At 68.8% G+C, this 21,371-nt stretch carries 19 protein-coding genes; 10 read left to right on the top strand and 9 right to left on the bottom strand.

The window, feature by feature from the left end; all coding sequences use genetic code 11:
- The first annotated feature begins 31 nt into the window (after nt 1-31).
- Nucleotides 32-1,174 (top strand): esterase-like activity of phytase family protein, encoded by a 1,143-nt coding sequence (locus tag WG902_RS06145; RefSeq protein ID WP_340059069.1) that lies wholly within the window; start codon nt 32-34, stop codon nt 1,172-1,174.
- Entirely contained in the window at nt 1,171-1,983 is an 813-nt protein-coding gene (proC, locus tag WG902_RS06140; protein WP_340059068.1) for a pyrroline-5-carboxylate reductase, read from the top strand. Before WG902_RS06145 ends, proC begins: the two co-directional genes overlap by 4 nt.
- Before the next feature lie 94 nt (nt 1,984-2,077).
- Here proC and ubiA read toward each other — a convergent pair whose 3' ends face one another.
- Genes ubiA through recG form a run of 4 tightly spaced genes read right to left on the bottom strand, consistent with a single transcriptional unit; the run spans nt 2,078 to nt 6,930 of the window.
- Nucleotides 2,078-2,932 (bottom strand): 4-hydroxybenzoate octaprenyltransferase, encoded by an 855-nt coding sequence (gene ubiA, locus WG902_RS06135; RefSeq protein WP_340059067.1) that lies wholly within the window; start codon nt 2,930-2,932, stop codon nt 2,078-2,080.
- On the bottom strand, nt 2,929-3,870 hold the full coding sequence (locus tag WG902_RS06130; protein WP_340059066.1) for a Dyp-type peroxidase: 942 nt from the start codon (nt 3,868-3,870) through the stop codon (nt 2,929-2,931). The genes ubiA and WG902_RS06130 overlap by 4 nt, the downstream gene beginning before the upstream one ends.
- Complete coding sequence (locus WG902_RS06125; RefSeq protein WP_340059065.1) at nt 3,867-4,820, bottom strand: LysR substrate-binding domain-containing protein; 954 nt, start codon at nt 4,818-4,820, stop codon at nt 3,867-3,869. Before WG902_RS06125 ends, WG902_RS06130 begins: the two co-directional genes overlap by 4 nt.
- A 46-nt stretch (nt 4,821-4,866) precedes the next feature.
- Entirely contained in the window at nt 4,867-6,930 is a 2,064-nt protein-coding gene (recG, locus tag WG902_RS06120) for an ATP-dependent DNA helicase RecG (protein WP_340059064.1), read from the bottom strand.
- A 50-nt stretch (nt 6,931-6,980) separates the two neighbouring features.
- Here recG and queA point away from each other — a divergent pair, with 50 nt between their 5' ends.
- Nucleotides 6,981-8,009 (top strand): tRNA preQ1(34) S-adenosylmethionine ribosyltransferase-isomerase QueA, encoded by a 1,029-nt coding sequence (queA, locus tag WG902_RS06115; RefSeq protein ID WP_340059063.1) that lies wholly within the window; start codon nt 6,981-6,983, stop codon nt 8,007-8,009.
- 7 nt (nt 8,010-8,016) lie between these two features.
- Nucleotides 8,017-9,177 carry a tRNA guanosine(34) transglycosylase Tgt gene (tgt, locus tag WG902_RS06110; RefSeq protein ID WP_340059062.1) on the top strand — a complete coding sequence of 387 codons (1,161 nt, stop codon included), beginning with the start codon at nt 8,017-8,019 and terminating at the stop codon, nt 9,175-9,177.
- A 32-nt stretch (nt 9,178-9,209) separates the two neighbouring features.
- On the opposite strand, the gene WG902_RS06105 is transcribed toward tgt, so the two are convergent.
- The 3 genes from WG902_RS06105 to WG902_RS06095 all read right to left on the bottom strand — a co-directional run bounded on the left by WG902_RS06105 (nt 9,210) and on the right by WG902_RS06095 (nt 11,665).
- Nucleotides 9,210-10,457 (bottom strand): FIST signal transduction protein, encoded by a 1,248-nt coding sequence (locus WG902_RS06105; protein WP_340059061.1) that lies wholly within the window; start codon nt 10,455-10,457, stop codon nt 9,210-9,212.
- A gap of 15 nt (nt 10,458-10,472) precedes the next feature.
- Nucleotides 10,473-11,144, bottom strand: coding sequence for a PhaM family polyhydroxyalkanoate granule multifunctional regulatory protein (locus WG902_RS06100; RefSeq protein WP_340059060.1), 672 nt, complete (start codon nt 11,142-11,144; stop codon nt 10,473-10,475).
- A 71-nt stretch (nt 11,145-11,215) separates the two neighbouring features.
- A complete protein-coding gene (locus WG902_RS06095; protein WP_340059059.1) occupies nt 11,216-11,665 on the bottom strand; it encodes a copper chaperone PCu(A)C in 450 nt (149 codons plus the stop codon).
- 124 nt (nt 11,666-11,789) lie between these two features.
- Here WG902_RS06095 and otsB point away from each other — a divergent pair, with 124 nt between their 5' ends.
- From otsB to WG902_RS06075, 4 genes are all read left to right on the top strand, one after another.
- On the top strand, nt 11,790-12,551 hold the full coding sequence (gene otsB, locus WG902_RS06090; protein WP_340059058.1) for a trehalose-phosphatase: 762 nt from the start codon (nt 11,790-11,792) through the stop codon (nt 12,549-12,551).
- A complete protein-coding gene (locus WG902_RS06085; protein ID WP_340059057.1) occupies nt 12,548-14,335 on the top strand; it encodes a glycoside hydrolase family 15 protein in 1,788 nt (595 codons plus the stop codon). The genes otsB and WG902_RS06085 overlap by 4 nt, the downstream gene beginning before the upstream one ends.
- 10 nt (nt 14,336-14,345) lie before the next feature.
- Nucleotides 14,346-15,749 carry an alpha,alpha-trehalose-phosphate synthase (UDP-forming) gene (gene otsA / locus WG902_RS06080; RefSeq protein ID WP_340059056.1) on the top strand — a complete coding sequence of 468 codons (1,404 nt, stop codon included), beginning with the start codon at nt 14,346-14,348 and terminating at the stop codon, nt 15,747-15,749.
- Nucleotides 15,750-15,975: 226 nt separating this feature from the next.
- Nucleotides 15,976-16,485, top strand: a complete 510-nt coding sequence (locus WG902_RS06075; RefSeq protein ID WP_340059450.1) for a fasciclin domain-containing protein — start codon at nt 15,976-15,978, stop codon at nt 16,483-16,485.
- 37 nt (nt 16,486-16,522) lie between these two features.
- Here the strand turns inward: WG902_RS06075 and WG902_RS06070 are convergent, their stop codons facing one another.
- Entirely contained in the window at nt 16,523-18,244 is a 1,722-nt protein-coding gene (locus WG902_RS06070) for an OPT/YSL family transporter (protein WP_340059055.1), read from the bottom strand.
- A 169-nt stretch (nt 18,245-18,413) separates the two neighbouring features.
- Entirely contained in the window at nt 18,414-19,442 is a 1,029-nt protein-coding gene (locus WG902_RS06065) for a fumarylacetoacetate hydrolase family protein (RefSeq protein ID WP_340059054.1), read from the bottom strand.
- A gap of 87 nt (nt 19,443-19,529) precedes the next feature.
- Between WG902_RS06065 and WG902_RS06060 the strand changes: the two genes are divergently transcribed.
- Together WG902_RS06060 and WG902_RS06055 are read left to right on the top strand one after the other, a co-directional pair.
- On the top strand, nt 19,530-20,312 hold the full coding sequence (locus WG902_RS06060; protein WP_340059053.1) for an IclR family transcriptional regulator: 783 nt from the start codon (nt 19,530-19,532) through the stop codon (nt 20,310-20,312).
- 5 nt (nt 20,313-20,317) lie between these two features.
- Nucleotides 20,318-21,328, top strand: a complete 1,011-nt coding sequence (locus tag WG902_RS06055) for a DUF3108 domain-containing protein (RefSeq protein ID WP_340059052.1) — start codon at nt 20,318-20,320, stop codon at nt 21,326-21,328.
- Nucleotides 21,329-21,371 lie beyond the last annotated feature (43 nt).

Raw genomic sequence — 21,371 nt, 5'->3', positions numbered from 1 at the left:
GGCGCGCGCGGTGCGACTAGACTGCGCGCTCATGCCGATCGCAACCCCTTTCACCCAACGGCGCGCCTTCCTGCGCGCTTGCGGCGCAGTGCCCGCAGCGGCGCTGGTCGGCTGCGCCACGCCAGGCAAGACCGCGCCGCAACGCCTGCGCCTGCTCGGCGAATCCACGCTGCCGTACAGGATGAACTTCCAGGGCACGACCGTCGGCGGCCTCTCCGGGCTGGACCACGATCCCTCGACGGGCATGTGGGTCGCGCTTTGCGACGATCGGTCCGAGCTGCAGCCGGCGCGCTTCTACACGCTGGACGTGACGCTCGCCGGGCGCAACATCGCAGTGGAGGTGCGTGGCGTCACGACGTTGCGCACGGCCGCCGGCCAGCCGTTCCCGCGCCGCCAGCTCGGAGGTGAAGTGGTCGACCCGGAGGCCATCCGCCTGCTGCCGCACGGTGCCGGGTTGCTCTGGACGAGCGAGGGCGACCATCGCGCCAACCAGTCGCCGACCTTGCGGCACGCGCGGCTCGACGGTTCGCAGGTGCGCGAGTTCGAGGTCCCCGCGCATTTGCAGTTCGCAACGACGCCGGGCGCCGGCGCGCGCGACAACAACACCTTCGAAGGCCTGGCGCTCACTCCCGATGCTCGCACCGCATGGGTCGCCATGGAGGCAGCACTGCACCAGGACGGCCCGGAGCCGGGCGTGGGGCGGCCCGGCGGGCCCTGCCGCATCACGGCGTTCGATGTCGCCAGCGGGCGCGCAGTGCGGCAGATCGCGTACCTGCCCGACGCGGTGCCGCGCGCACCCCTGTTGCCGGGTGGCTTCAGCGACAACGGCGTGAGCGAGATCCTGATGCTCGACGCCCAACGCATGCTGGTGCTGGAACGCTCGTTCAGCATGGGCGTGGGCATGTCGCTGCGGCTGTACGAGATCGACACGAGCGCTGCCAGTGACACGCTGTCGGTGCAGCGGCTCATGGCCGGCGGCTACCGGCCGGCCGCCAAGCAGCTGGTCGCGGATTTCGACAGCCTCGGCCTGTCGCGCCTGGACAATACCGAAGGCATGTGCTGGGGACCGCGGCTGCCCAACGGCCGCCGCACGCTGGTGTGCGTGAGCGACGACAACTTCAACCCGCTGCAGGTCACGCAGTTCGCGGCATTCGAATACCTGGAGTCCGAATGAGCTCTCGCATCGCATTCATCGGCGGCGGCAACATGGCCGGCGCCATCATCGGGGGACTGGTCCGCAAGGGCCAGGCGCCGTCGCAGATCGACGTCGTGGAACCGTTTGCCGAAGCGCGCGCGCGGCTGCAGCAGCAGTTCGGCGTCACCGCACTGGAGCAGGCCGGCGCTGCACTGGCGAAGGCGGACCTCGTGGTGTGGGCGGTCAAGCCGCAGACTTTCAAGGACGCGGCCGCACAGGCGCGCGCGCATGTGGACAAGGCGCTGCACCTCAGCGTGGCGGCAGGCATCCGGTCCGACAGCATGGCGGCGTGGCTCGGCACCGAGCGCATCGTGCGCTCCATGCCCAACACCCCGGCGCTGGTCGGCAAGGGGATGACCGCGCTGTTCGCGCGTGCCGCTGTCAGCGCGCCTGACAAGCAGCAGGCGGAGCAGGTCATTGCCACGACCGGCGAGTACCTGTGGGTGCGCGCCGAAGAGCAGCTCGATGCCGTGACAGCGCTATCGGGGTCAGGACCCGCCTACGTGTTCTATTTCCTGGAGGCCATGACGCAGGCGGGCGCCGAAATGGGCCTCGATGCGGAGCAGGCGCGGCGGCTCGCCGTCGGCACCTTCGCGGGCGCCTCGGAGCTCGCGCGCGCATCGAGCGAGCCCTTGCAGGTGCTGCGCGAGCGGGTCACGTCCAAGGGCGGCACGACGTATGCGGCGCTGACCTCCCTCGAACAGGATGGCGTGAAAGCCGCGTTCGTGAAGGCGCTGCATGCGGCCCGCCAGCGGGCGGAAGAACTGGGCGACGAGTTCGGCAAGTGACGCCGGGATGCGACCGGCCGCCACGGGCCGTGAATCGATTGCACCGTGGTGCGAGCGCCCCGTAGGTCGGGTTGCCGAAGGCACCCCGACACGCTCACGCGAGGTACCCGACCACCGTGCCCGCAAACAACGTGAACCCGAACCAGTGATTGACGCGGAAAGCGCGAAAGCAGCCGTCGCGCGACCGGTCGCGAATCAGCGTGTAGTGCCAGATGGCCTGGGCCGCCGCGACCGCGGCCGTCAGCAGGATCACGACGGTGGGGATGCGCCCTGCCAGGCACAGCCCCCACACCACGATGGCGCCCGCATAGCAAAGCATCACCACCGCCACATCCGCCCGCCCCAGCGTGATGGCCGAGGTCTTGATGCCGATGCGCAAGTCGTCGTCGCGATCCACCATCGCGTACTCGGTGTCGTAAGCCAGCACCCAGAACAGGTTGCCGAGCAGCAGCACCCAGGCCAGCAGCGGTACCCGGCCCTGCACCGCGGCGAATGCCATCGGGATGCCGAAGCTGAAGGCCACACCCAGCACCGCCTGCGGCATTGCGACGTAGCGCTTGGCATAGGGATACGCAATCGCGATCGCCAACGCCGCGAACGACCACGCGACGGCGACCGCGTTGGTGGTGAGCACCAGGCAGAACGCCAGCAGCGCCAGCACGGCCCCGAGCACCAGCGCCTCGCGCACCGACACGGCGCCGGTGGTCACCGGCCGCTGCGAGGTCCGCTTCACGTGCCGGTCGAACTCGCGGTCGGCGACGTCGTTGACGCAGCAGCCGGCACTGCGCATCAGGATCGTGCCGAGCGTGAACACCGCGATCAGGTGCCAGCCGGGAAAGCCGCCGCGCGCGATCCACAGTGCGGCCAGCGACGGCCACAGCAGCAGCAGCCAGCCCGCGGGCCGGTCCCAGCGGACCAGGTCGAGGTAGAGCCCGGCCTTGCCCTTCACGTCACGCCGAGGCCCAGCTTGCGCAGGTCCAGCCGGCCCTCGCGCATCGGCGGGCACCAGAAGTAGGCGCCGTTGACCGGCTTGGAAATCTTGAACATCGCATCGACGATGCCGTCGTCATGCCCCGCCATGCGCCGCATCTGCTGCTCGTAGGCCTGGTGCGACCGGCCGAAGGCCACGAACATCAGGCCGGCTTGCATGCCCGCCATCCACGGCATGGAGCGGCGCAGCAGGAACGCCTCCGGGTCGAAGCTCTCCTGCGCGGTGCGCTTCACATGCGCGGTCTCGGGCGCATCTTCGATCTCCTCGTTGTCCGAGAGTCGGCGGCCGAAGGCGTGGTCCTTGTCGGCGTCGCCGAGCGCTTCGAAGGCGTCGAGGTCGTGCACCCATTGCTGCACGGCGACGTAGCTCGAGCCGTCGAGGCCGTCGCCGAGGCCTTGCGCAAAAGCGGCTTCCTCGGCCTTCTCGCCGGTCGGGTTCTCCGTGCCATCCTCGAAGCCGGTGAGGTCGTGGCCGTGGCCGCCCTCCTGCCAGGCATGGCGGAAGCCGTCCAGCGCATGCCGCACGGTGAAGGCCGGCGCCAGGGCCTTCTGCACCTTGCGCGTGACGTGCAGCAGGTCGCCGAGATCGGAGCCCCGCATCCAGCACCACAGCGTGCCCGGCGTCGACGGCACCTTGACGCCTTCGCGCGAGAAATCGGGGAACTCGTGCAGGTGCGGGATCTCCGCGCCGAGGGCCTTCACCAGCGAGGGGCCGAGGCCGAGCACGACGTCGCTGCCGTCGACCAGCGGCGTCAGGCGCGTCAGCGCGTCCTTGATGGCCGCGGCATCGGCGCCCGCGGTGAGGGTGAACGAAACGAAGCGGGCCACGGCCGGCACGCCTTCGAAGATCCCCGGCTGGTACAGCTTGTCGTGGGGGGTGGAACCGGGCTCTCTCATGACAGTCTTTTCACGCCCGGCAATTCGCAGGCATAGATGGAATTGCGCAACGCGGCGATGGCCTCGTAGCGCGTGAAACTGCGGCGCCACGCCAGCACCACGCGGCGGCTGGGCGGATCGCCCTCGAAAGGGATGTACTTGACGAAGGCCTGGTCCTCGCCGCGCCGCTTGGGGCGCGTCGAGAAGGCCTCCTTGGGCACCGACAGGCGCGGCACGAGCGTCACGCCCATGCCGGCGGCCACCATGTGCTTGATCGTTTCCAGCGAGGAGCCCTCGAAGCTCTTGCGAATGCCTTCGGCGTCGCTGGAGAAGCGCGCGAACTCGGGGCACACCTCCAGCACATGGTCGCGAAAGCAGTGGCCCGTTCCCAGCAGCAGCATGGTTTCCTTCTTCAGCTCCTCCGCCTTGATGGTCTTGAGCGCAGAGAAGGCGTGCGTGCTCGGGACCGCGGTCAGGAAGGGCTCGTCATAGAGCGGCGCGATCGCCAGGCCCGTGTCGGGAAAGGGCTCGGCCATGATGGCGCAGTCGATCTCTCCGGTGCGCAGCATCTCCAGCAGCTTGACGGTGAAGTTCTCCTGCAGCATCAGCGGCATCTGCGGGGTGAGGGCGATGGATTGGCGCACCAGGTCCGGCAGCAGGTAGGGCCCGATGGTGTAGATCACGCCCAGCCGCAGCGGGCCGGCCAGCGGGTCCTTGCCGCGCTTGGCGATCTCCTTGATGGCCGCGGCCTGCTCCAGCACGCTCTGCGCCTGCCGCACGATCTCCTCGCCCAGGGGCGTGACCGTCACCTCGTTGGCGCTGCGCTCGAACAGCTTGACCTCGAGCTCGTCCTCCAGCTTCTTGATGGCGACCGACAAGGTCGGCTGCGACACGAAGCAGGCCTCCGCGGCGCGGCCGAAATGCTTCTCGCGGGCGACCGCAACGATGTACTTGAGCTCGGTGAGCGTCATCTTCTGGTTCTGGTGGGCATCCCGGAGTCTGCCCCAAACGCCGGCTTCAGGCCTTGAGGTACTCCGATTTTCCACCCAACCAGCGGGCGACGTGGCGCGCCGCGAGTCCCGGGTGGCGGTCCAGCATGAGCGGCGCCACCGCGCGCGCCCATTCCAGCAGGTCCGCGTCGGTGGCCAGGTCAGCGAAGCGCAGCAGCGGCGCGCCGGACTGCCGCGCGCCCAGGAATTCGCCCGGGCCCCGGATTTCCAGGTCGCGGCGAGCAATCTCGAAGCCGTCGTTGGTCTCGGCCATCGCCTTCAGGCGGGCGCGTGCCGTTTCGCCGAGCCGGCCGGCGTCGCCCGTCGAATAGAGAAGGACGCACGCCGAGGCGGCCGCACCGCGTCCGACCCGCCCGCGCAACTGGTGCAGCTGCGACAGGCCGAAGCGCTCGGCGTGCTCGATGACCATCAGGGAAGCGTTGGGCACGTCCACGCCGACCTCGATGACCGTGGTGGACACCAGCACCCCCATCTGCCCGCCGGTGAAGAGCGCCATGACGGCCTTCTTCTCCGCCACCGGCATGCGCGAGTGCAGCAGGCCGACCAGCACGCCGGGCAGGGCGGCGCCCAGCTGTTCATGCGTTGCCGTCGCGTTGGTCAGATCCAGCGTCTCGCTCTCCTCGATCAGCGGACACACCCAGTACACCTGCCGGCCCTCGGCCAGCTGGCCGCGGATGCGCTCGACCACCTCGTCCCGGCGGCTGTCGGCGATCAGCTTGGTCACCACGGGCGTGCGTCCCGGCGGCAGTTCGTCGATGGTGGAGACATCGAGATCGGCGTAGTAGCTCATCGCCAGCGTGCGCGGGATCGGCGTGGCCGACATCATCAACATGTGGGGCTCGCCGCCCTCGGGTGTCTTTCCCCGCAAAGCCAACCTCTGTTCCACGCCGAAGCGATGCTGTTCATCGATCACGGCCAGCCCCAGCTTGCGGAACTGCACCTGCTCCTGGATCACGGCGTGCGTGCCGACCACCAGCGCCGCCTCGCCGCTGGCGACCAGTTGCTGCATCTCGCCGCGTTCCTTCTTGCGCTGGCTGCCGGTCAGCCATGCCACCCGCAGGCCCTTGGGCGACAACAACGGCTCCAGCCAGCCGACCAGCTTGCGGAAATGCTGCTCCGCCAGGATTTCCGTGGGCGCCATCAACGCGCATTGCCAGCCCGAGTCGATGGCGATGGCGGCTGCCAGCGCCGCCACGATCGTCTTGCCGGAGCCCACGTCACCCTGCAGCAGGCGCTGCATCGGTCGACCGCGCGCCAGGCTGGCGGCAATTTCCCCGGAGACCCTTTGCTGCGCACCCGTCAGCTGGAAAGGCAGTGCCGCGAGGAACTGCTCGTGCAGCCCACCCTTGCGCGCCTTCAATGGCGGCGCCTGCAACGCGTCGTGTTCGCGCCGGCTTTCCGCCTGCGACAACTGCTGCGCAAGCAGCTCCTCCGCCTTCAGCCGCAGCCAGGCCGGATGGGAGCGGTCCTCCAGCGCCGCCAGCGACACTTCGGGGGTCGGGTGATGAAGGAACTGCAAGGCCTGGCGCAGGCTCCACGCCGTCGCCTTGCCGGGCGCGGGCGGCGCATCGGGCGGCACCGTCTCCGCCAGGTCTGCCCGCTCCAGTCCGCCGGCCACCGCCTTGCGCAGATAGGCTTGCGGCAGGACCGCCACCGTCGGATACACCGGCGTCAGCGCCTCGGGCAGTTCGCCCCCTGCCGGCCGATAGGTGGGATGCACCATGTGCCAGCCGGCAAAGCCGCCCTTCAACTCGCCGCGGATGCGCAGGCGCACGCCGGCAGTCAACGCCTTCTGCTGCGAGGGATAGAAGCTGAAGAAGCGCAGCACGCAGGTGTCGGTGCCGTCGTCCACCGTCACGACCAGCTGGCGGCGCGGCCGGTACTGCACCTGGCAGTCCGTGACGGTGGCCTCGATCTGCGCCGTGTCGCCCTCGCGCGCGTCGCGCAGCTTGACGATGCGCGTTTCGTCCTCGTAGCGCAGCGGGATGTGCAGCGCCAGGTCGATGTCGCGACCCAGCCCGAGCTTTCGCAAGGCTTTCTGGGGTTCCGACAGCGCCTTGGTTCCGGCCATGGGACAATTCTGCCTTCTTCATCGGTACGGGCCTGTCCAGCCCTCGACGCATGCGCCACTTCACCCTGGGCGATTTCGATTTCGCCCTGCCTCCCGAACTGATCGCCCAGCACCCGGCCGCCGAACGCAGCGCCTCGCGCCTGCTGGATGGCACCGGAGCTGTTGCTGTGGATCGCACTTTCCGCGACCTGCCTTCGCTGCTGCAACCGGGTGACCTGATGGTGTTCAACGACACCCGGGTCGTCAACGCGCGCCTGTTCGGCGAGAAGCCCACGGGCGGCAAGCTGGAATTGCTGGTGGAACGGGTGGTGGGCGAGCGCGAAGTCGTCGCGCACATGAAGGTGAGCAAGAAGCCGCTCGTGGGCACAGAGCTGTCGATGGACGGCGGCTTCACCGCCACGCTGCTCGGTCGCTGGCCGGACGAGGACGGCCCCCTGTTCCGATTCGCCTTCAGCGACGACCCCTATGCGCTGATGGAACAACACGGCCACGTGCCGCTGCCGCCCTACATCACGCACGCCGACACGGCGGAGGACGCGCACCGCTACCAGACCGTGTTCGCCAAGAATCCCGGCGCGGTCGCCGCACCGACGGCGGCGCTGCATTTCGACCAGGACTTGCTCGACGCGCTCGAGGCGCGTGGCGTGCAGCGCGCCAGCGTCACGCTGCACGTCGGCGCCGGGACCTTCCAGCCGGTCAAGACCGAAGACATCGCACAGCACCGCATGCACAGCGAGTGGTACGAGGTGCCGCCGGCCACGCAGCAGGCGATAGCCGACTTGCGCGCACGCGGCGGCCGCCTCGTCGCGGTCGGCACGACCACCGTGCGGACGCTGGAGTCCTGGGCCCGAAACGGCCAGGCCAGCGGCGACACCGACATCTTCATCACGCCCGGCTTCGCCTTTCGCGAAGTCGACGTCCTCGTCACCAACTTCCACCTGCCGAAGTCCACGCTGCTGATGCTGGTGAGCGCCTTCACGGGCTACGAGCGCATGATGCAGCTCTATCGCCACGCCATCGAGGCGCGCTACCGCTTCTTCAGCTACGGCGACGCCATGCTGCTCGCCCGCCAGCCCTGAGATCCCGATGCTCCAGTTCGACCTCCTGAAAACCGAAGGGCTGGCCCGCCGCGGCCGCCTGACCCTGAACCATGGCGTCGTCGAGACGCCGATCTTCATGCCCGTGGGCACCTACGGCACCGTCAAGGGCGTGATGCCGCGCTCGCTGGAGGAGATGGGCGCGCAGATCATCCTGGGCAACACCTTCCACCTGTGGATGCGCCCCGGCCTCGACGTGCTCCAGCAGTTCGGCGGACTGCATCGCTTCGAGCAATGGAACAAGCCGATCCTCACCGACTCGGGCGGCTTCCAGGTGTGGAGCCTGGGCGAGATGCGCAAGATCAGCGAGGAAGGAGTCAAGTTCGCGTCGCCCGTCAACGGTGACAAGCTGTTCCTGACGCCGGAAACCTCGATGCAGATCCAGACGACGCTCAACTCCGACATCGTCATGCAGTTCGACGAGTGCACGCCGTACGACACCAAGGGCCACATCACGACCGAAGCCGAGGCTCGCTTCTCGATGGAGCTGTCGCGCCGCTGGGCGCTGCGCTGCAAGGACGAATTCGCGCGGCTGGAGAATCCCAACGCATTGTTCGGCATCGTGCAGGGCGGCATGTTCGAGAACCTGCGCGAGGATTCGCTGGCGGCCCTGGTGGAGATGGACTTCCCCGGCTATGCGGTCGGCGGTGTCAGCGTCGGCGAGCCCAAGCAGGAGATGCTGCGCATCATGGCGCACACCCCGCACCTGCTGCCCGCGCACAAGCCGCGCTACCTGATGGGCGTGGGCACGCCCGAGGACCTGGTGGAAGGCGTCATGCAAGGCGTCGACATGTTCGACTGCGTGATGCCGACCCGCAACGCCCGCAACGGCCACCTGTTCACGCGCTTTGGCGACCTGAAGATCCGCAACGCGAAGCACCGCAGCGACGAGCGCCCGCTGGACGAAACCTGCACTTGCTACACCTGCGCGGGCTTCCGGCGCGACGACGGCACGGTGGGCGGCGGCTTCTCCCGCGCCTACCTGCACCACCTCGACCGCTGCGGCGAGATGCTGGGCCCGATGCTGGCGACCATCCACAACCTGCATTACTACCTGAACCTGATGCGCGAGGTGCGGGCTGCGCTCGACGCCGGCACCTTTGCCGACTTCGCGCGCGCGTTCAGGCAGGACCGGACACGAGGCGTTTGACACCGGGGTTCGCCGGCGGGCTCACCGCCGGCCTACCGGAAGACCGTGAGCACCCCGGTGTAGCCATAGAGGTGGCTGCGCGCGATCTCCCCGCCCGCGAAGAACCCCACCAGCGGCACATCACCCAGCGCCCGGCGCACGATCTGCAGCTCCGCGCTGGGCCCGCCGAAGTGCGGCCCACCGCGGCCGGAGCAGCTGACATACACGGCGCCCGCGATCGGCGCGGTGGCAGCGGGGCCCGAGACCGGGTCCGGGGCGGCCAGCATCGTGGCCAGCGCCAGCGGCAGTTCTTCGGGCTCCAGTTCCTCGCGGATCTCCGAGCAGATGCGCACCAGGTCCATCCGCGCGGTCTCCACGTCGCGGCGGCAGAAGGCCAGGCCCATTCCTTCGTCCACCTTGTCCGCGATCGCCACGCCCCTGCGGCGAGGGTCCAGCCCGATGATGTGGCGCACGACCACGTCGGTGCCGAAGTGCCCGGTGCGATGGACCACATCCTCCGTCGCCTGGGTCAGTCCGACCAGCGTCGCGCGCAGGACGGCCATCGCTTCCTGCGGCTGCTGCAGCGTGATCTCCAGGTCGTCCAGCAGCACGTCGAGCGCCGGCTTGCCATCGAGTTCCACCACCAGGTTGCCGTCGGCGCCGGTGATCCGCCGTGCCGCGCCGATCGGCTGGCACCCCTGGGTCACGCGCGAAACGATCTGCACGCCTTCGCCGAAGGCAACGCCGGACAGGCCCCCGCGAAAGACGCCGCTGGCCTTGCCGTGGCCTTGCAGGTTGCCATTGCCGCCGACGGCGAACTGCACGACGTCGCTGCGGCTGGAGGCCAGGCCGCCGAACAGGTAACCCGTGGCCGTGCGATCGGCCATCTCCGCGATGAGTTCGGCGACGTCCGGGGTGCCGGCGTCGGCGTGCACGAGCGCGGTGTGCGGCGTGAAAGTGGATGTGAGCGGCGCGACGCCCGAGAACACGCGGTACTGATCCGGCGGCACCGCGCACAGCATGACAGCGAGCGCGGGCTCGTCGAAGTATTCGACGTTCGAGGCAGCGATGCCGACGCCCACGGTTCCCGACCAGTCCGTGACCTCCGGCAGTTCGGCGCTCAAGTGGTCCAGGATCTCCCGGGCCTGGCTCGCGTAGTGGTCGGTGATGTACAGCAGTCCCAGCGTGGGGTGGTTCGCATGGCCCGGCAGCACCAGCTGGGCGCGCAGTTGCGCCAGCACCAGTCCGGCGGCCATCTGCCACTGCGGATGCGTGGCATGGCCATAGGGAAAGAGGGCCATGGACGAACCTGCGCGCTACGAGCCCGAGCGCGCCTTGCGCGGCGCGCTCTTCTTCGCTGGCTTTTTCTTCACGCCCTTCACCGCTGTTCCACCGGCGACGCTCGCGGCCATGTTCCGCGCCGTGTCCATCGCAGACTGCGGCGTCACATCCTTCATGGTGTTGGCGGCGATTTCCTGGAACTGGCTCGTCAGCGCTCCCCACCACTGCATCGGGTCGACCGCGCCGGCGGCACCGGCCGCCGCGCCGGGGCCTGCTTTCGTCACCGGCTGCGTGGACTCCGGCGCCGCCTTGCGCACCGCCGCGCCTGCGGTTGCAGCCCCGGCGTCCGCGGCTGCACCAGCCTTGCGCGCGCCGCCGGCCGTGGTCTCCGCAGTCTTGAGCTTCAGCGCATTGGCGACTTCGCCCATGTTGAAGTTCATGCCTTGCAGGGTGGACAGCGTCATCTTCTGCACTTCCAGCGCCTGGATGGTGGCGCCGAGCGCCTTGCCGTTCTGGTCCAGCCAGAAATGCACGGCTTTCAGTTCGGAAATCCGCTTCTCCAGTTCCTCGACGTTCAGCGTGGGCGCCACCCAGCTGGAGAGTTGCGGCATCTGCGGAACGCCCTGCGATGCGCCCTTGGCGATGTTCTGCAGGAAGTCGAAGCCGGGGACGAAACGGCCGAAGCCGAAGGCATTGTTGTCGCTCATGGCGTGCCGCTCCTCACGTTGTCTCGTGCGGACAGCTTACCCCAAGACGTGCGCTCGCGGCGCGCCCCCGCTCAGTGGCCGTGGCCGCCGGGCGCGGCCAGTGCGACCGGCACGGTGACGTCCTGCGTGCGCTCCGCGCCCTTCGCGTCGCGAAAGCGCAAGGTCATCCGGATGCTGCCGCCGGCGCGGAATGGCGCCTTCAGGTCCATCAGCATGAAGTGGTATCCATTGGGGGCGAAGAGCAGCGGTGCACCCGGCTTCAGCGGCAGCGCGTCGACGGCGCGCATCTTCATGATGTCGCCCTCCATCTTCATCTGGTGGATTTCGACGATGCCGGCGGCCGGCGTCGCGGCCCCCAGCAGCGTGAGCGGCTCGGAGGCAGTGAGCGTCATGTACGCGCCGGTGGAGTCCTGGCCTTGCACGGTGGAGCGCGCCCATGCCCGTTCCACCTTGGCGGGGGCGGGCTGCGCAACGGCAGGCAGGGCAACCGAGAACACGAGGGCGGCGAGCAGGGATTTCATGCGCCGATTATCCCTGCCCGGTCGAGCCGCCGGATTTTCCCGTGCGCCTGTCGGAGGCTTCCTACAGCGGCCGGCGGTCAGGAGGTCTGGCGGGTCCGCTCGGCGTTTGGTACGGTCTGGCCGCATGACGCTCGTGGAGATCCTGTATCCGTCCTGCGCACTGTTCCTGGATTTCGACGGCACGATGGTGGACATCGCACCGCAGCCGAACGCCGTGGAAGTGCCCGGCCCCCTGATCGCGGTACTGCAGGAATTGAAGGACTACCTGCAGGGCGCGGTGGCCGTGATTTCCGGCCGGCCGATCGCCCAGCTCGATGCATTCCTGCAGCCGCTGGAACTCGCGATCGCCGGGGTGCACGGCACCGAGCGCCGCGACGCGCATGGCGAGATGCACCTGCTGAACACCCACCCCCTCGACCAGGTCGAAGCCGCTGCCCAGGCGCTGGCCCTGGCCCACGCCGGGTTGCTGGTCGAGAACAAGCGAGGCTCCATCGCGCTGCACTATCGGCAGCGGCCGGACCTGGAGGATCTCTGCGTTGCTACGATGCAGGACGCGGTCAGCACATCGCCGGGACTCACCCTGTTGCGCGGCAAGATGGTGGTGGAGGCCAAGCCGGGTGGCGCCAGCAAGGGACGCGCGATCGAGGATTTCCTGCGCGAGCCGCCCTTTGCCGGCCGCACGCCGGTCTTCATCGGCGACGACATCACCGACGAAGTCGGCTTCTCCACGGTGCAGCGGCTCGGCGGCATCGGGGTGAAAGTGGGCGAGGGGCCCAGCGTCGCCTGGCGCCGCATCGCCGACCCGACGGCCCTGCGCCGCGACCTGGAGGCGGCGATCGCCTCCCGCCCCCGCCAAGAACGATTGAACGAACGAACGAAACCATGACCACTCCCAATTCGCTGCAGCTCGGCATGATCGGCAACTGCGCCTACAGCGCGCTGATCGACCGCGAAGCCCGCCTCATGTGGTGCTGCCTGCCCCGCTTCGACGGCGACCCGGTCTTCAACGCCCTGCTGGACCCCAGCGAGAACGGCAGCCTCTGGGCCTTCGAGCTGGAAGACTTCGAGCGCAGCGAGCAGGAATACGAGCCCAACACCGCGGTGCTGCGCACGCGCCTGTACGACAAGCGCGGCCAGGGCATCGAGGTCACCGATTTCGCGCCGCGCTTCTGGAGCCGCGGCCGCACCTTCCGCCCGCTCACGCTGGTGCGCCGGGTGAAGGTGCTGCAGGGGTCGCCGCGCATGAAGGTCAAGCTGCGCCCGCGCTTCGACTGGGGCCGCACCAAGCCGCAGGTGACGCAGGGCAGCACGCACATCCGCTACATGGGTCCGAGCATGACCCTGCGCATCAACTGCGACGCGCCGATCTCGTACATCCTGTCGGAGACCGCGTTCGTGGTCGACCGGCCCATGAACTTCATCATGGGTCCGGACGAGACGCTGGCCAGCGGCATCGAGGACACCGCGCGGCTGTTCGAGCAGGAGACGGTGGGCTACTGGCGGCAATGGACCCGCGCGCTGGCGCTGCCGCTGGAGTGGCAGGAAGCCGTCATCCGCGCGGCGATCACGCTGAAGCTGTCGCTGTTCGAGGACACCGGCGCGATCGTCGCCGCCATGACCACCAGCATTCCCGAGGCGCCCGGCAGCGGCCGCAACTGGGACTACCGGTATTGCTGGTTGCGCGATGCCTTCTTCGTGGTGCGCGCGCTCAACTCGATCTCCGAAGTGGCGACGATGGAGGAATACCTGCGCTGGTTGATGAACGTGGTGATCCGTTCCGGCGGCGGCCACATCCAGCCGCTGTACGGCATCGGCCAGGAGGAACAGCTGCCGGAGATGATCCTGGATCACCTGCCCGGTTACCGCGGCATGGGCCCGGTGCGCGTGGGCAACCAGGCGCAGGAGCACTTCCAGCACGACGTGTACGGCAACATCCTGCTGGGTGCGGCGCAGGCCTTCCACGACCACCGGCTGTTCCGGCGCGCGACGCGCGCGGAGTTCGCGCACCTCGAAGCGGTGGGCGAACAGGCCTTTCGGGTCTATGACAAGCCGGACGCCGGCATGTGGGAGCTGCGCACGCGCGCGCGCATCCACACCTCATCCGCGCTCATGAGCTGGGCGGCTTGCGACCGGTTGGCCAAGGTCGCCGCGGCCCTGGGCCTGCCGGAGCGCATCCGCTACTGGCGCGAGCGCGCCGACACCATCCGCGCGCGCATCCTCACGGAGTCGTGGAGCGAGGAGCGCCAGGCTTTCGCCGAAAGCTTCGGCGGGCGCGACCTCGACGCCAGCGCGCTGCTGATGGCCGAAGTGAACATGATCGACCCGAACGATGCGCGCTTCGTCGCCACCGTCGATGCGCTGGAGAAGTCGCTCTGCGACGGACCCTACATGCGGCGCTACGAGGCCGCCGACGACTTCGGCAAGCCGGAGACCGCATTCAACATCTGCACCTTCTGGCGCATCGATGCGCTCGCCCGCATCGGCCGCAAGGCGCAGGCGCGCGAGATCTTCGAGGTGATGCTCAAAAGCCGCAACCACCTGGGGCTGCTGTCCGAGGACACACACCCCGTGACCGGCGAGATGTGGGGCAACTTCCCGCAGACGTATTCGATGGTGGGCACGATCAACGCCGCGGTGCGCCTGTCGGCGCCGTGGGACACGGTCATCTGAGGGAAGTCTGTTGGGCCGCCTCGTCGTCGTCTCCAACCGCATCGCCGACCCGCGCAAGACGGCGGCCGGCGGCCTCGCGGTTGCCCTGGCGGACGTGCTGAACGCCACCGGCGGGCTCTGGTTCGGCTGGAGCGGAAAGGTCGTGGATGCCACGGACGAGGACGAGGTCCACGTGCAGCAGGCGGGCCCGGTGAAGCTGGCCACGGTGGACCTCTCGCAGGCCGACTACGACTCGTTCTACCTCGGTTACTCCAACGGCGTGCTCTGGCCGGTGTTCCATTACCGGCTGGACCTGGCCGATTTCGATGCCGGCTACATCGGCGGCTACCGGCGGGTGAACCAGCTGTTCGCGCGCAAGCTGCTGCCCTTCCTGCAGCCCGACGACATCATCTGGGTGCACGACTACCACCTGATCCCGCTGGCCGCCGAACTGCGCGCCCTCGGTTGCCGGCAGCGCATCGGTTTTTTCCTGCACATCCCGCTGCCGCCGCCGCTGATCCTGGCGGCCATTCCCGGGCACGACTGGCTGGTGCGCGCGCTGTTCGCGTACGACCTGGTCGGCTTCCAGAGCAAGGCGGACCTGAACCACTTCGCCGGCTATGTGGAGACCGAAGCGCACGCGCAGCCGGTGGAGGCGGGCCGCTGGCGCGCCTTCGGCCGCACCGTGCACGCCGGTGCGTTCCCGATCGGGATCGACGTCGAGGAATTCACGGAGCTCACCAACGCGCGTGAAGCGATGGACATGTACGAGCGCATGAAGAACGAGTACTCGCGCCGCAAGCTGCTGGTGGGCGTGGACCGGCTCGACTACTCAAAGGGCCTGCCGCAGCGCATGCGCGCCTTTCGCGAGCTGCTGGCGCGCAATCCCGAAACCCGCAAGAGCGCCACGCTGATCCAGATCGCATCGCCGAGCCGCGAGAACGTCAGCGCCTACACCGACATCCTGCACGAGCTCGAGGCGCTGTGCGGCTCCATCAACGGCAACTTCGGCGAGCTGGACTGGATGCCGGTGCGCTACATGCACCGCAACGTCGCGCGAGCCCGCCTGCCGGGCCTGTATCGCGCGGCGCGGGTGGCGCTGGTCACCCCGCTGCGCGATGGAATGAACCTGGTGGCCAAGGAGTTCCTCGCTGCGCAGGACCCGGCGGACCCCGGCGTGCTGGTGCTCTCGCGCTTTGCCGGCGCCGCGGAGCAATTGAGGGAAGCGCTGCTGGTCAACCCGTATGACAGCGAGAGCACGGCCGCGGCGATCCTGCTCGCCCTGCAGATGCCCGTGGAGGAACGGCGCACGCGCCATGCGTCGATGATGGAGTCGCTGCGGCGCTACGACGTGCACTGGTGGTGCGATGCGTTCCTGGCGGCGCTGGCCGATGCGCGGGCCGAGGAGAAGGGTCCGTCGTGGCTGCGCCTGTAACGACCTGACACCAATCCGCTTGAATCCAGCGGCGGGCTGGGGGCGTATTCAAGCGGCGAGCCAGCCATCTTGCCGGCTCCGCTAGATCCCCTCAGGAGATTCCCAGATGCAACGTCACCTCATCGCGGCTTGCGCCGCTTCCCTGCTTGCGGTCGCTGCCAGCGGCGCTTTCGCCGACGGCTATGGCCGCGGCCAGCCCACCGGCACCAATCCCGCAGCCAATGGCATGACCCATGTCATGGGCAACACCGGCGGCACCAAGATGGTCGGCGGCGCCGCCATGTTCCCCAGCAAGGACATCGTCGACAACGCGGTCAATTCGAAGGACCACACAACGCTGGTCGCCGCCGTCAAGGCCGCCGGCCTGGTGGACACGCTCAAGAGCCCCGGTCCCTTCACCGTGTTCGCTCCCACCAACAACGCGTTCGCCATGCTGCCCGCCGGCACTGTGGACACGCTGCTGAAGCCCGAGAACAAGGGCACGCTGACGCAAGTCCTGACCTACCACGTGGTGCCGGGTCGCGTCGACGCAGCGACGCTGGTGTCGCAGATCAAGGCCGGCGGCGGCAAGGCGACGCTGAAGACGGCCAGCGGCGGCACGCTCACCGCCAGCATGCGCGGCAACGACGTGCTGATCGTGGACGCCAAGGGCAACGGTGCCGTGGTGACCATCGCCGACGTGTACCAGTCCAACGGCGTGATCCACGTCGTGGACAAGGTGCTGTTGCCGGGTTGATGGGTCACCGGGGTTCGCGTGCCGGCGAACCGCCGGCCTACAGGACCGCAGCGACGAGGCCGGTGATGCCGATGGCCAATGCGGCGATCGCATCACCTGCGATCAGGCCCCCGCCGAACAGCGAGGTGCCGCTCATGTCGGGCGGCATCTCACCGTTTTTTTCCTTCGCGCGTGACTCGATGAGACTGGCGGCCACGCCGCCGGCCCCGAGCCACAGCGACGTCGGCAGGTTGACGAAGCCGCCGAACGACACCGCATACGGCGACGGCAGCAGGATGGCGTCGACCACGAAGCTGCGCGGGCGCAGCCGCTTGCGCAACATCTCGATGAGCAAACCGATCCCCACGCCGACCAGGATCGCGACGCGCTGATACGGCTTGTCGTCGGTCAGGCTGCGCAGCACGCCCACGAACTTGTACGTCATCGCGGAGCTCCACTCCGCCGGTTGCTGGCCGGCCTTCATCACCGTCTGGTCCTGCATCAACACCGGGTAGGCCGCCATGAAGACGCGCGCGAACACCACGGCGAGCACGGCGCCCACCAGGATACCCAGGACCTGGTAGCGAAACTGCAGCACCCGCGGGGTGCCGAGACGCCAGCCGGTGGAGCGGTCCTGCTGCATGTCGCAGGCGACGCTGGTGGACACCAGCAGGATGGCGCCGGCCATGAGGCCGACGCCGGGATCGGCGAGTCCCATCAAGGCCATCACCACCACCGACACCACGAAGGCCGACGAGATCGGGTTGGAGTCGCTGATTCCGACCGAGATGCCGTTGACCAGCGCGAACAGGAAGACCAGCGCGATGGCGGCGAGCAGGAAGGCCAGCGGCTGCGCCAGCAGCAGGTGGCCCGTCGCCACCGTCGCCGCGGCCCAGGCGATGACCCACGCCACCAGGCGGCCGCGATGGACGCGGCGCCAGTCATCCGCAGGTGGTGGGCTCTGCGCTGCTCTGGCCCGCGCCCCGGGCAGCGCCCGCCAGAAGATCAGCGCCAGGTCGACCGCTGCCGCTCCCATGATCATGCCCAGGGCGATCAGGAAGGTAATCTTGCGAAACGGGTCGCCCGGCTCCAGCCAGCCGATCGCCACGAACATCGGCGTCAGTGCCCAGGAAAGCAGGCCGCCCACGACGGCGGCGACGCCGATCCGCGCGCCCACCACCATGCCGGCGCCGAAGGTGGACGCGGAGAATTCGATCGCACCCAGCCAGCCGATGCGCCCGGCCGCCAGCCCGGTCAACAGTCCCGCGGCAGCGCCGCCTCCGAGCTTGCCGACGGATCGCCGCAGCAGCACCCGATCGGTCAGCGCGCGCAGGATGTTGGCAACAGCCAGGCCCGACGGGAAGGTGAGCTGCAGCTTGTCCACCAGCACGGGCGTGTACAGCATGCCGACGCCGACACCGAACATGCCGATGCAGGCGAAGTACACGACCAGCTGCCACGCGGGCGGCTGCGGCAGGCCCATCCAGACCATCGCCTGCACCAGCACGCCCATGCCGCTCATGCTGGCCACCGATGCCGCTGCCGTCTGGATGTAGTTGGCGCCGTGCTTGCCGTCGCTGCCGTAGCCTGCGGTCACGGCGGACCCGAGCAGGCCCGCGAGCACCTGGCCGCCGACGAAGAAGCCGAGCGAGAAATTCATGTAGGCCGCCGTCACGCCGGCCAGCGGCCCGAGCAGCAGGATGCCGGTGGCGGCGAGCAGGAGGTGATAGCGCCAGCTGCCCTGCGCGGGCAGCCAGGACCAACGCGGCGTCCCGTACATCCGAGCAGTATGCTGCCTGGCGCGGCCCGGAAAAGCCAACTTCCGGACGCAGAAGGCGCAGAAATTACGCGGAAGACGCAGAAGGAAGGCAGAAGAGGAAAAGCATTCCCTGGATGTTCTTTTGCGGCTTCTGCGTCACTTCTGCGGCTTCTGCGTCCGGTTCCCGTTTCTACGCCACCTTGACGTCACTGCCCGGTCCGACCACGCGCTGCTCGATGGCGCCGAAGATGCTCTGCCCGTCCTTCCCCTTCATCTCGATGCGGATCGTGTCGCCGAAGCGCATGAACTCGGTGGCCGGCTTGCCGTCCTGGATGGTTTCGATCGCGCGCTTCTCGGCGATGCAGCTGTAGCCCTTGGGCCACTCGGTCTTGCCGCCGGCGCCCTCCACGCCCTTGTTGCTGACGGTGCCGGAGCCCACGATGCTGCCGGCGCGCACGTTGCGGGTCTTGCAGACATGCGCGATCAGCTGGCCGAAGTGGAACGTCATGTCGGGACCGGCTTCGCACATGCCGACGCGGCGTCCGTTCCAGCTGCTTTGCAGCACCCCGGCGAGGCGGCCGCCGGACCAGGCGTCGCCCAGTTCATCGGGCGTGATGGCGACGGGGCTGAATGCAGTGGCCGGCTTGCTCTGGAAAAAGCCGAAGCCCTTGGCCAGCTCGTTCGGGATCAGGTTGCGCAGGCTCCAGTCGTTGGCGATCATCACCAGCCGCACGCCGTCGAGCGCCTGGTCCGGCGTCGCGCCCATGGGAACATCGCCGGTGACCACCGCGATCTCCGCTTCGAAGTCGATCCCCCACGCCTCGTCCAGGAAATGCGCGTCTTCCTGCGCGCCGAGGAAGTCGTCGCTGCCGCCCTGGTACATCAAGGGGTCTTCGTAGAAGCTCTGGGGCACTTCCGCCTTGCGCGCGGCCCGCACCAGCTCCACGTGATTGATGTACGCGGAGCCGTCGGCCCATTGGTAGGCGCGCGGCAATGGCGCCATGCATTGCGCGGGATCGAAGGGAAAGGCGTGGCGGGACTTGCCGTTGTTCAGGGTCTCGTAGAGGTCCTGCAATTGCGGGGCGAGGAAGTTCCAGTCGTCCAGCACCTGCTGCAGCCGCGCCGCGATGCCGGTCGCATAATGCGCCGACTGCAGGTCGCGCGAAACCACCACCAGCTGCCCGTCGCGCGAGCCGTCCCTGTACGTTGCAAGCTTCATCGATTTAATTCTATCGGATGGCATTCGCATGAGCCGCCGGGCCGCCCCAAGGCGAATCCCGCAGCGCATGGCGCGGAGGGAAACTGAATGAGCACGAAGGAGCGCGCGGGCATCCAGTCGGTGGAGGTCGGCTTCAGCCTGCTGCAAGTGCTGGGCGAAGCACAGGGCGCGCTGATGCTGCGCGACCTGGCGCGCGCCGCCAACATGAGCGCCGCCAAGGCGCACCGCTACCTCGTGAGCTTCCAGCGCCTGCAGCTCGTGGTTCAAGACGCGGCGAGCACCCGCTACGACCTGGGCCCCGCGGCCCTCAAGCTGGGCCTGGCCTCCCTGTCCCGGCTGGATGCCGTCAAGCTCGCCCGCGATCGGGTGGCGCTTCTCATGGAAGAGATCGGCCACACGCTCGCGCTCGCCGTGTGGGGCAACCAGGGGCCCACGATCGTGCACTGGGAGGAGTCGCCGTCGGCCGTCACCGTCAACCTGCGCCTGGGCGACGTGATGCCGCTGCTGTCCTCCGCCACCGGCCAGTGCTTCGCCGCGTACGCGCCGAAGGACGCCATCGCCCCGATGGTGAAGGAGGAACTGGCCCGCGCCCAGAAGCAGGGCCGCACCGACCTGCCGACGTCGATGGCCGAGGCGCGCAGCCTCTTCGATGCGGTTCGAAAGCGCGGCGCCTCGCGCGTCGTCGACACGCTGCTGCCTGGCATCGTCGCCTTCTGCGTGCCGGTGTTCGATTCCGACGGCCACATGGCGCTGGGGATGGTGGCGCTGGGCCCCGCCGGCAGCTTCGATGCCGAATGGGGCGGGGCGGTGGAGAAGCCGTTGCGCGCGGCGGCTGCGCAGCTCTCCAGCGACCTCGGGCACCGGGGATGAGATCCATGCCTGCCGCAGCCACACTGCGGCGGCTGGCGCCGCTGACCGCGGTCGTGCTTGCAGTGCACGTGCTCCTTTTGCAGCCGGAGGGCGACAGGATCGTTCCAACGCCGCCGGTGCCGTTCCTCACGCGCACGATTGCGGCGCCGCTGCCGGCGCCCCGCACGGTCGTCGAACCGCCTGCAGTGACTCCTCCTGCGCCAGCGCCAGCGCCAGCGGCCATTGCGCCGAAGCCGCGGCCCCGCCCCGCCATGGCACAGGCACCGGCGGCGGCCCCACCACCACCCACCGCTGGGCCAGTATTCGCCGCGCCTGCCACCGAGCCGGCTGCAGAGCCAGCGGTTCGCCCGGCTGCTGCCGCCGCGCCGGAATTTGCCGTGGCGATCCTGCCTTCAGCGCGCCTGCACTACGAACTGCAAGCCCAGGTGCGCGCTTTCTCGCTCGGCGGCCGGGCGGAACTGACCTGGCGGCATGACGGCCAGGCCTACGAAGCGCGGCTCGAAGCATCCGCGCTGGGGCGGCCGTCCCGCGTGCAACGCAGCGTGGGCCGCGTGACCCCGCAAGGCCTTGCGCCCGACTACTTCTCCGACAGGAGCCGCAGCGAGCAGGCGACGCACTTCGACCGGGACAGGAACCGGCTCGTCTTCAGCAACAACAAGCCCGAAGCGGCATTGGCCGAAGGCATGCAGGACCGGCTGAGCGTGGTGCTGCAACTGGCGGCGCTGGTGGCCGGGAACCCCGGCCGGCACGCCGCAGGCACGACCATCACCATTCCCACCGCCGGTACGGGGGATGCGGAGAACTGGATCTTTTCCGTGGAAGGAGAGGAAGACCTGCGCTTGCCAGGCGGCGCCGTACGGGCCCTGAAGCTGCAGCGGCTGCCCCGAAAGGAGTACGACCAGAAGGTGGAACTCTGGTTGGCTCCCGGCATGGATTACGCCCCCGTGCGCCTGCGTCTGACAAATCCCAACGGTGACGCGGTCGATCAGCGCTGGTCATCAACCGACAGGGGTTGATGAGGCCGAGGCCTAGATTGCATCCATGGCCAATCCGGCCGGT

It is taken from the genome of Ramlibacter sp. PS3R-8 (genome assembly GCF_037572435.1).
GTDB lineage: Bacteria > Pseudomonadota > Gammaproteobacteria > Burkholderiales > Burkholderiaceae_C > Ramlibacter.
This window is presented reverse-complemented; position numbering and strand designations above follow the sequence as displayed.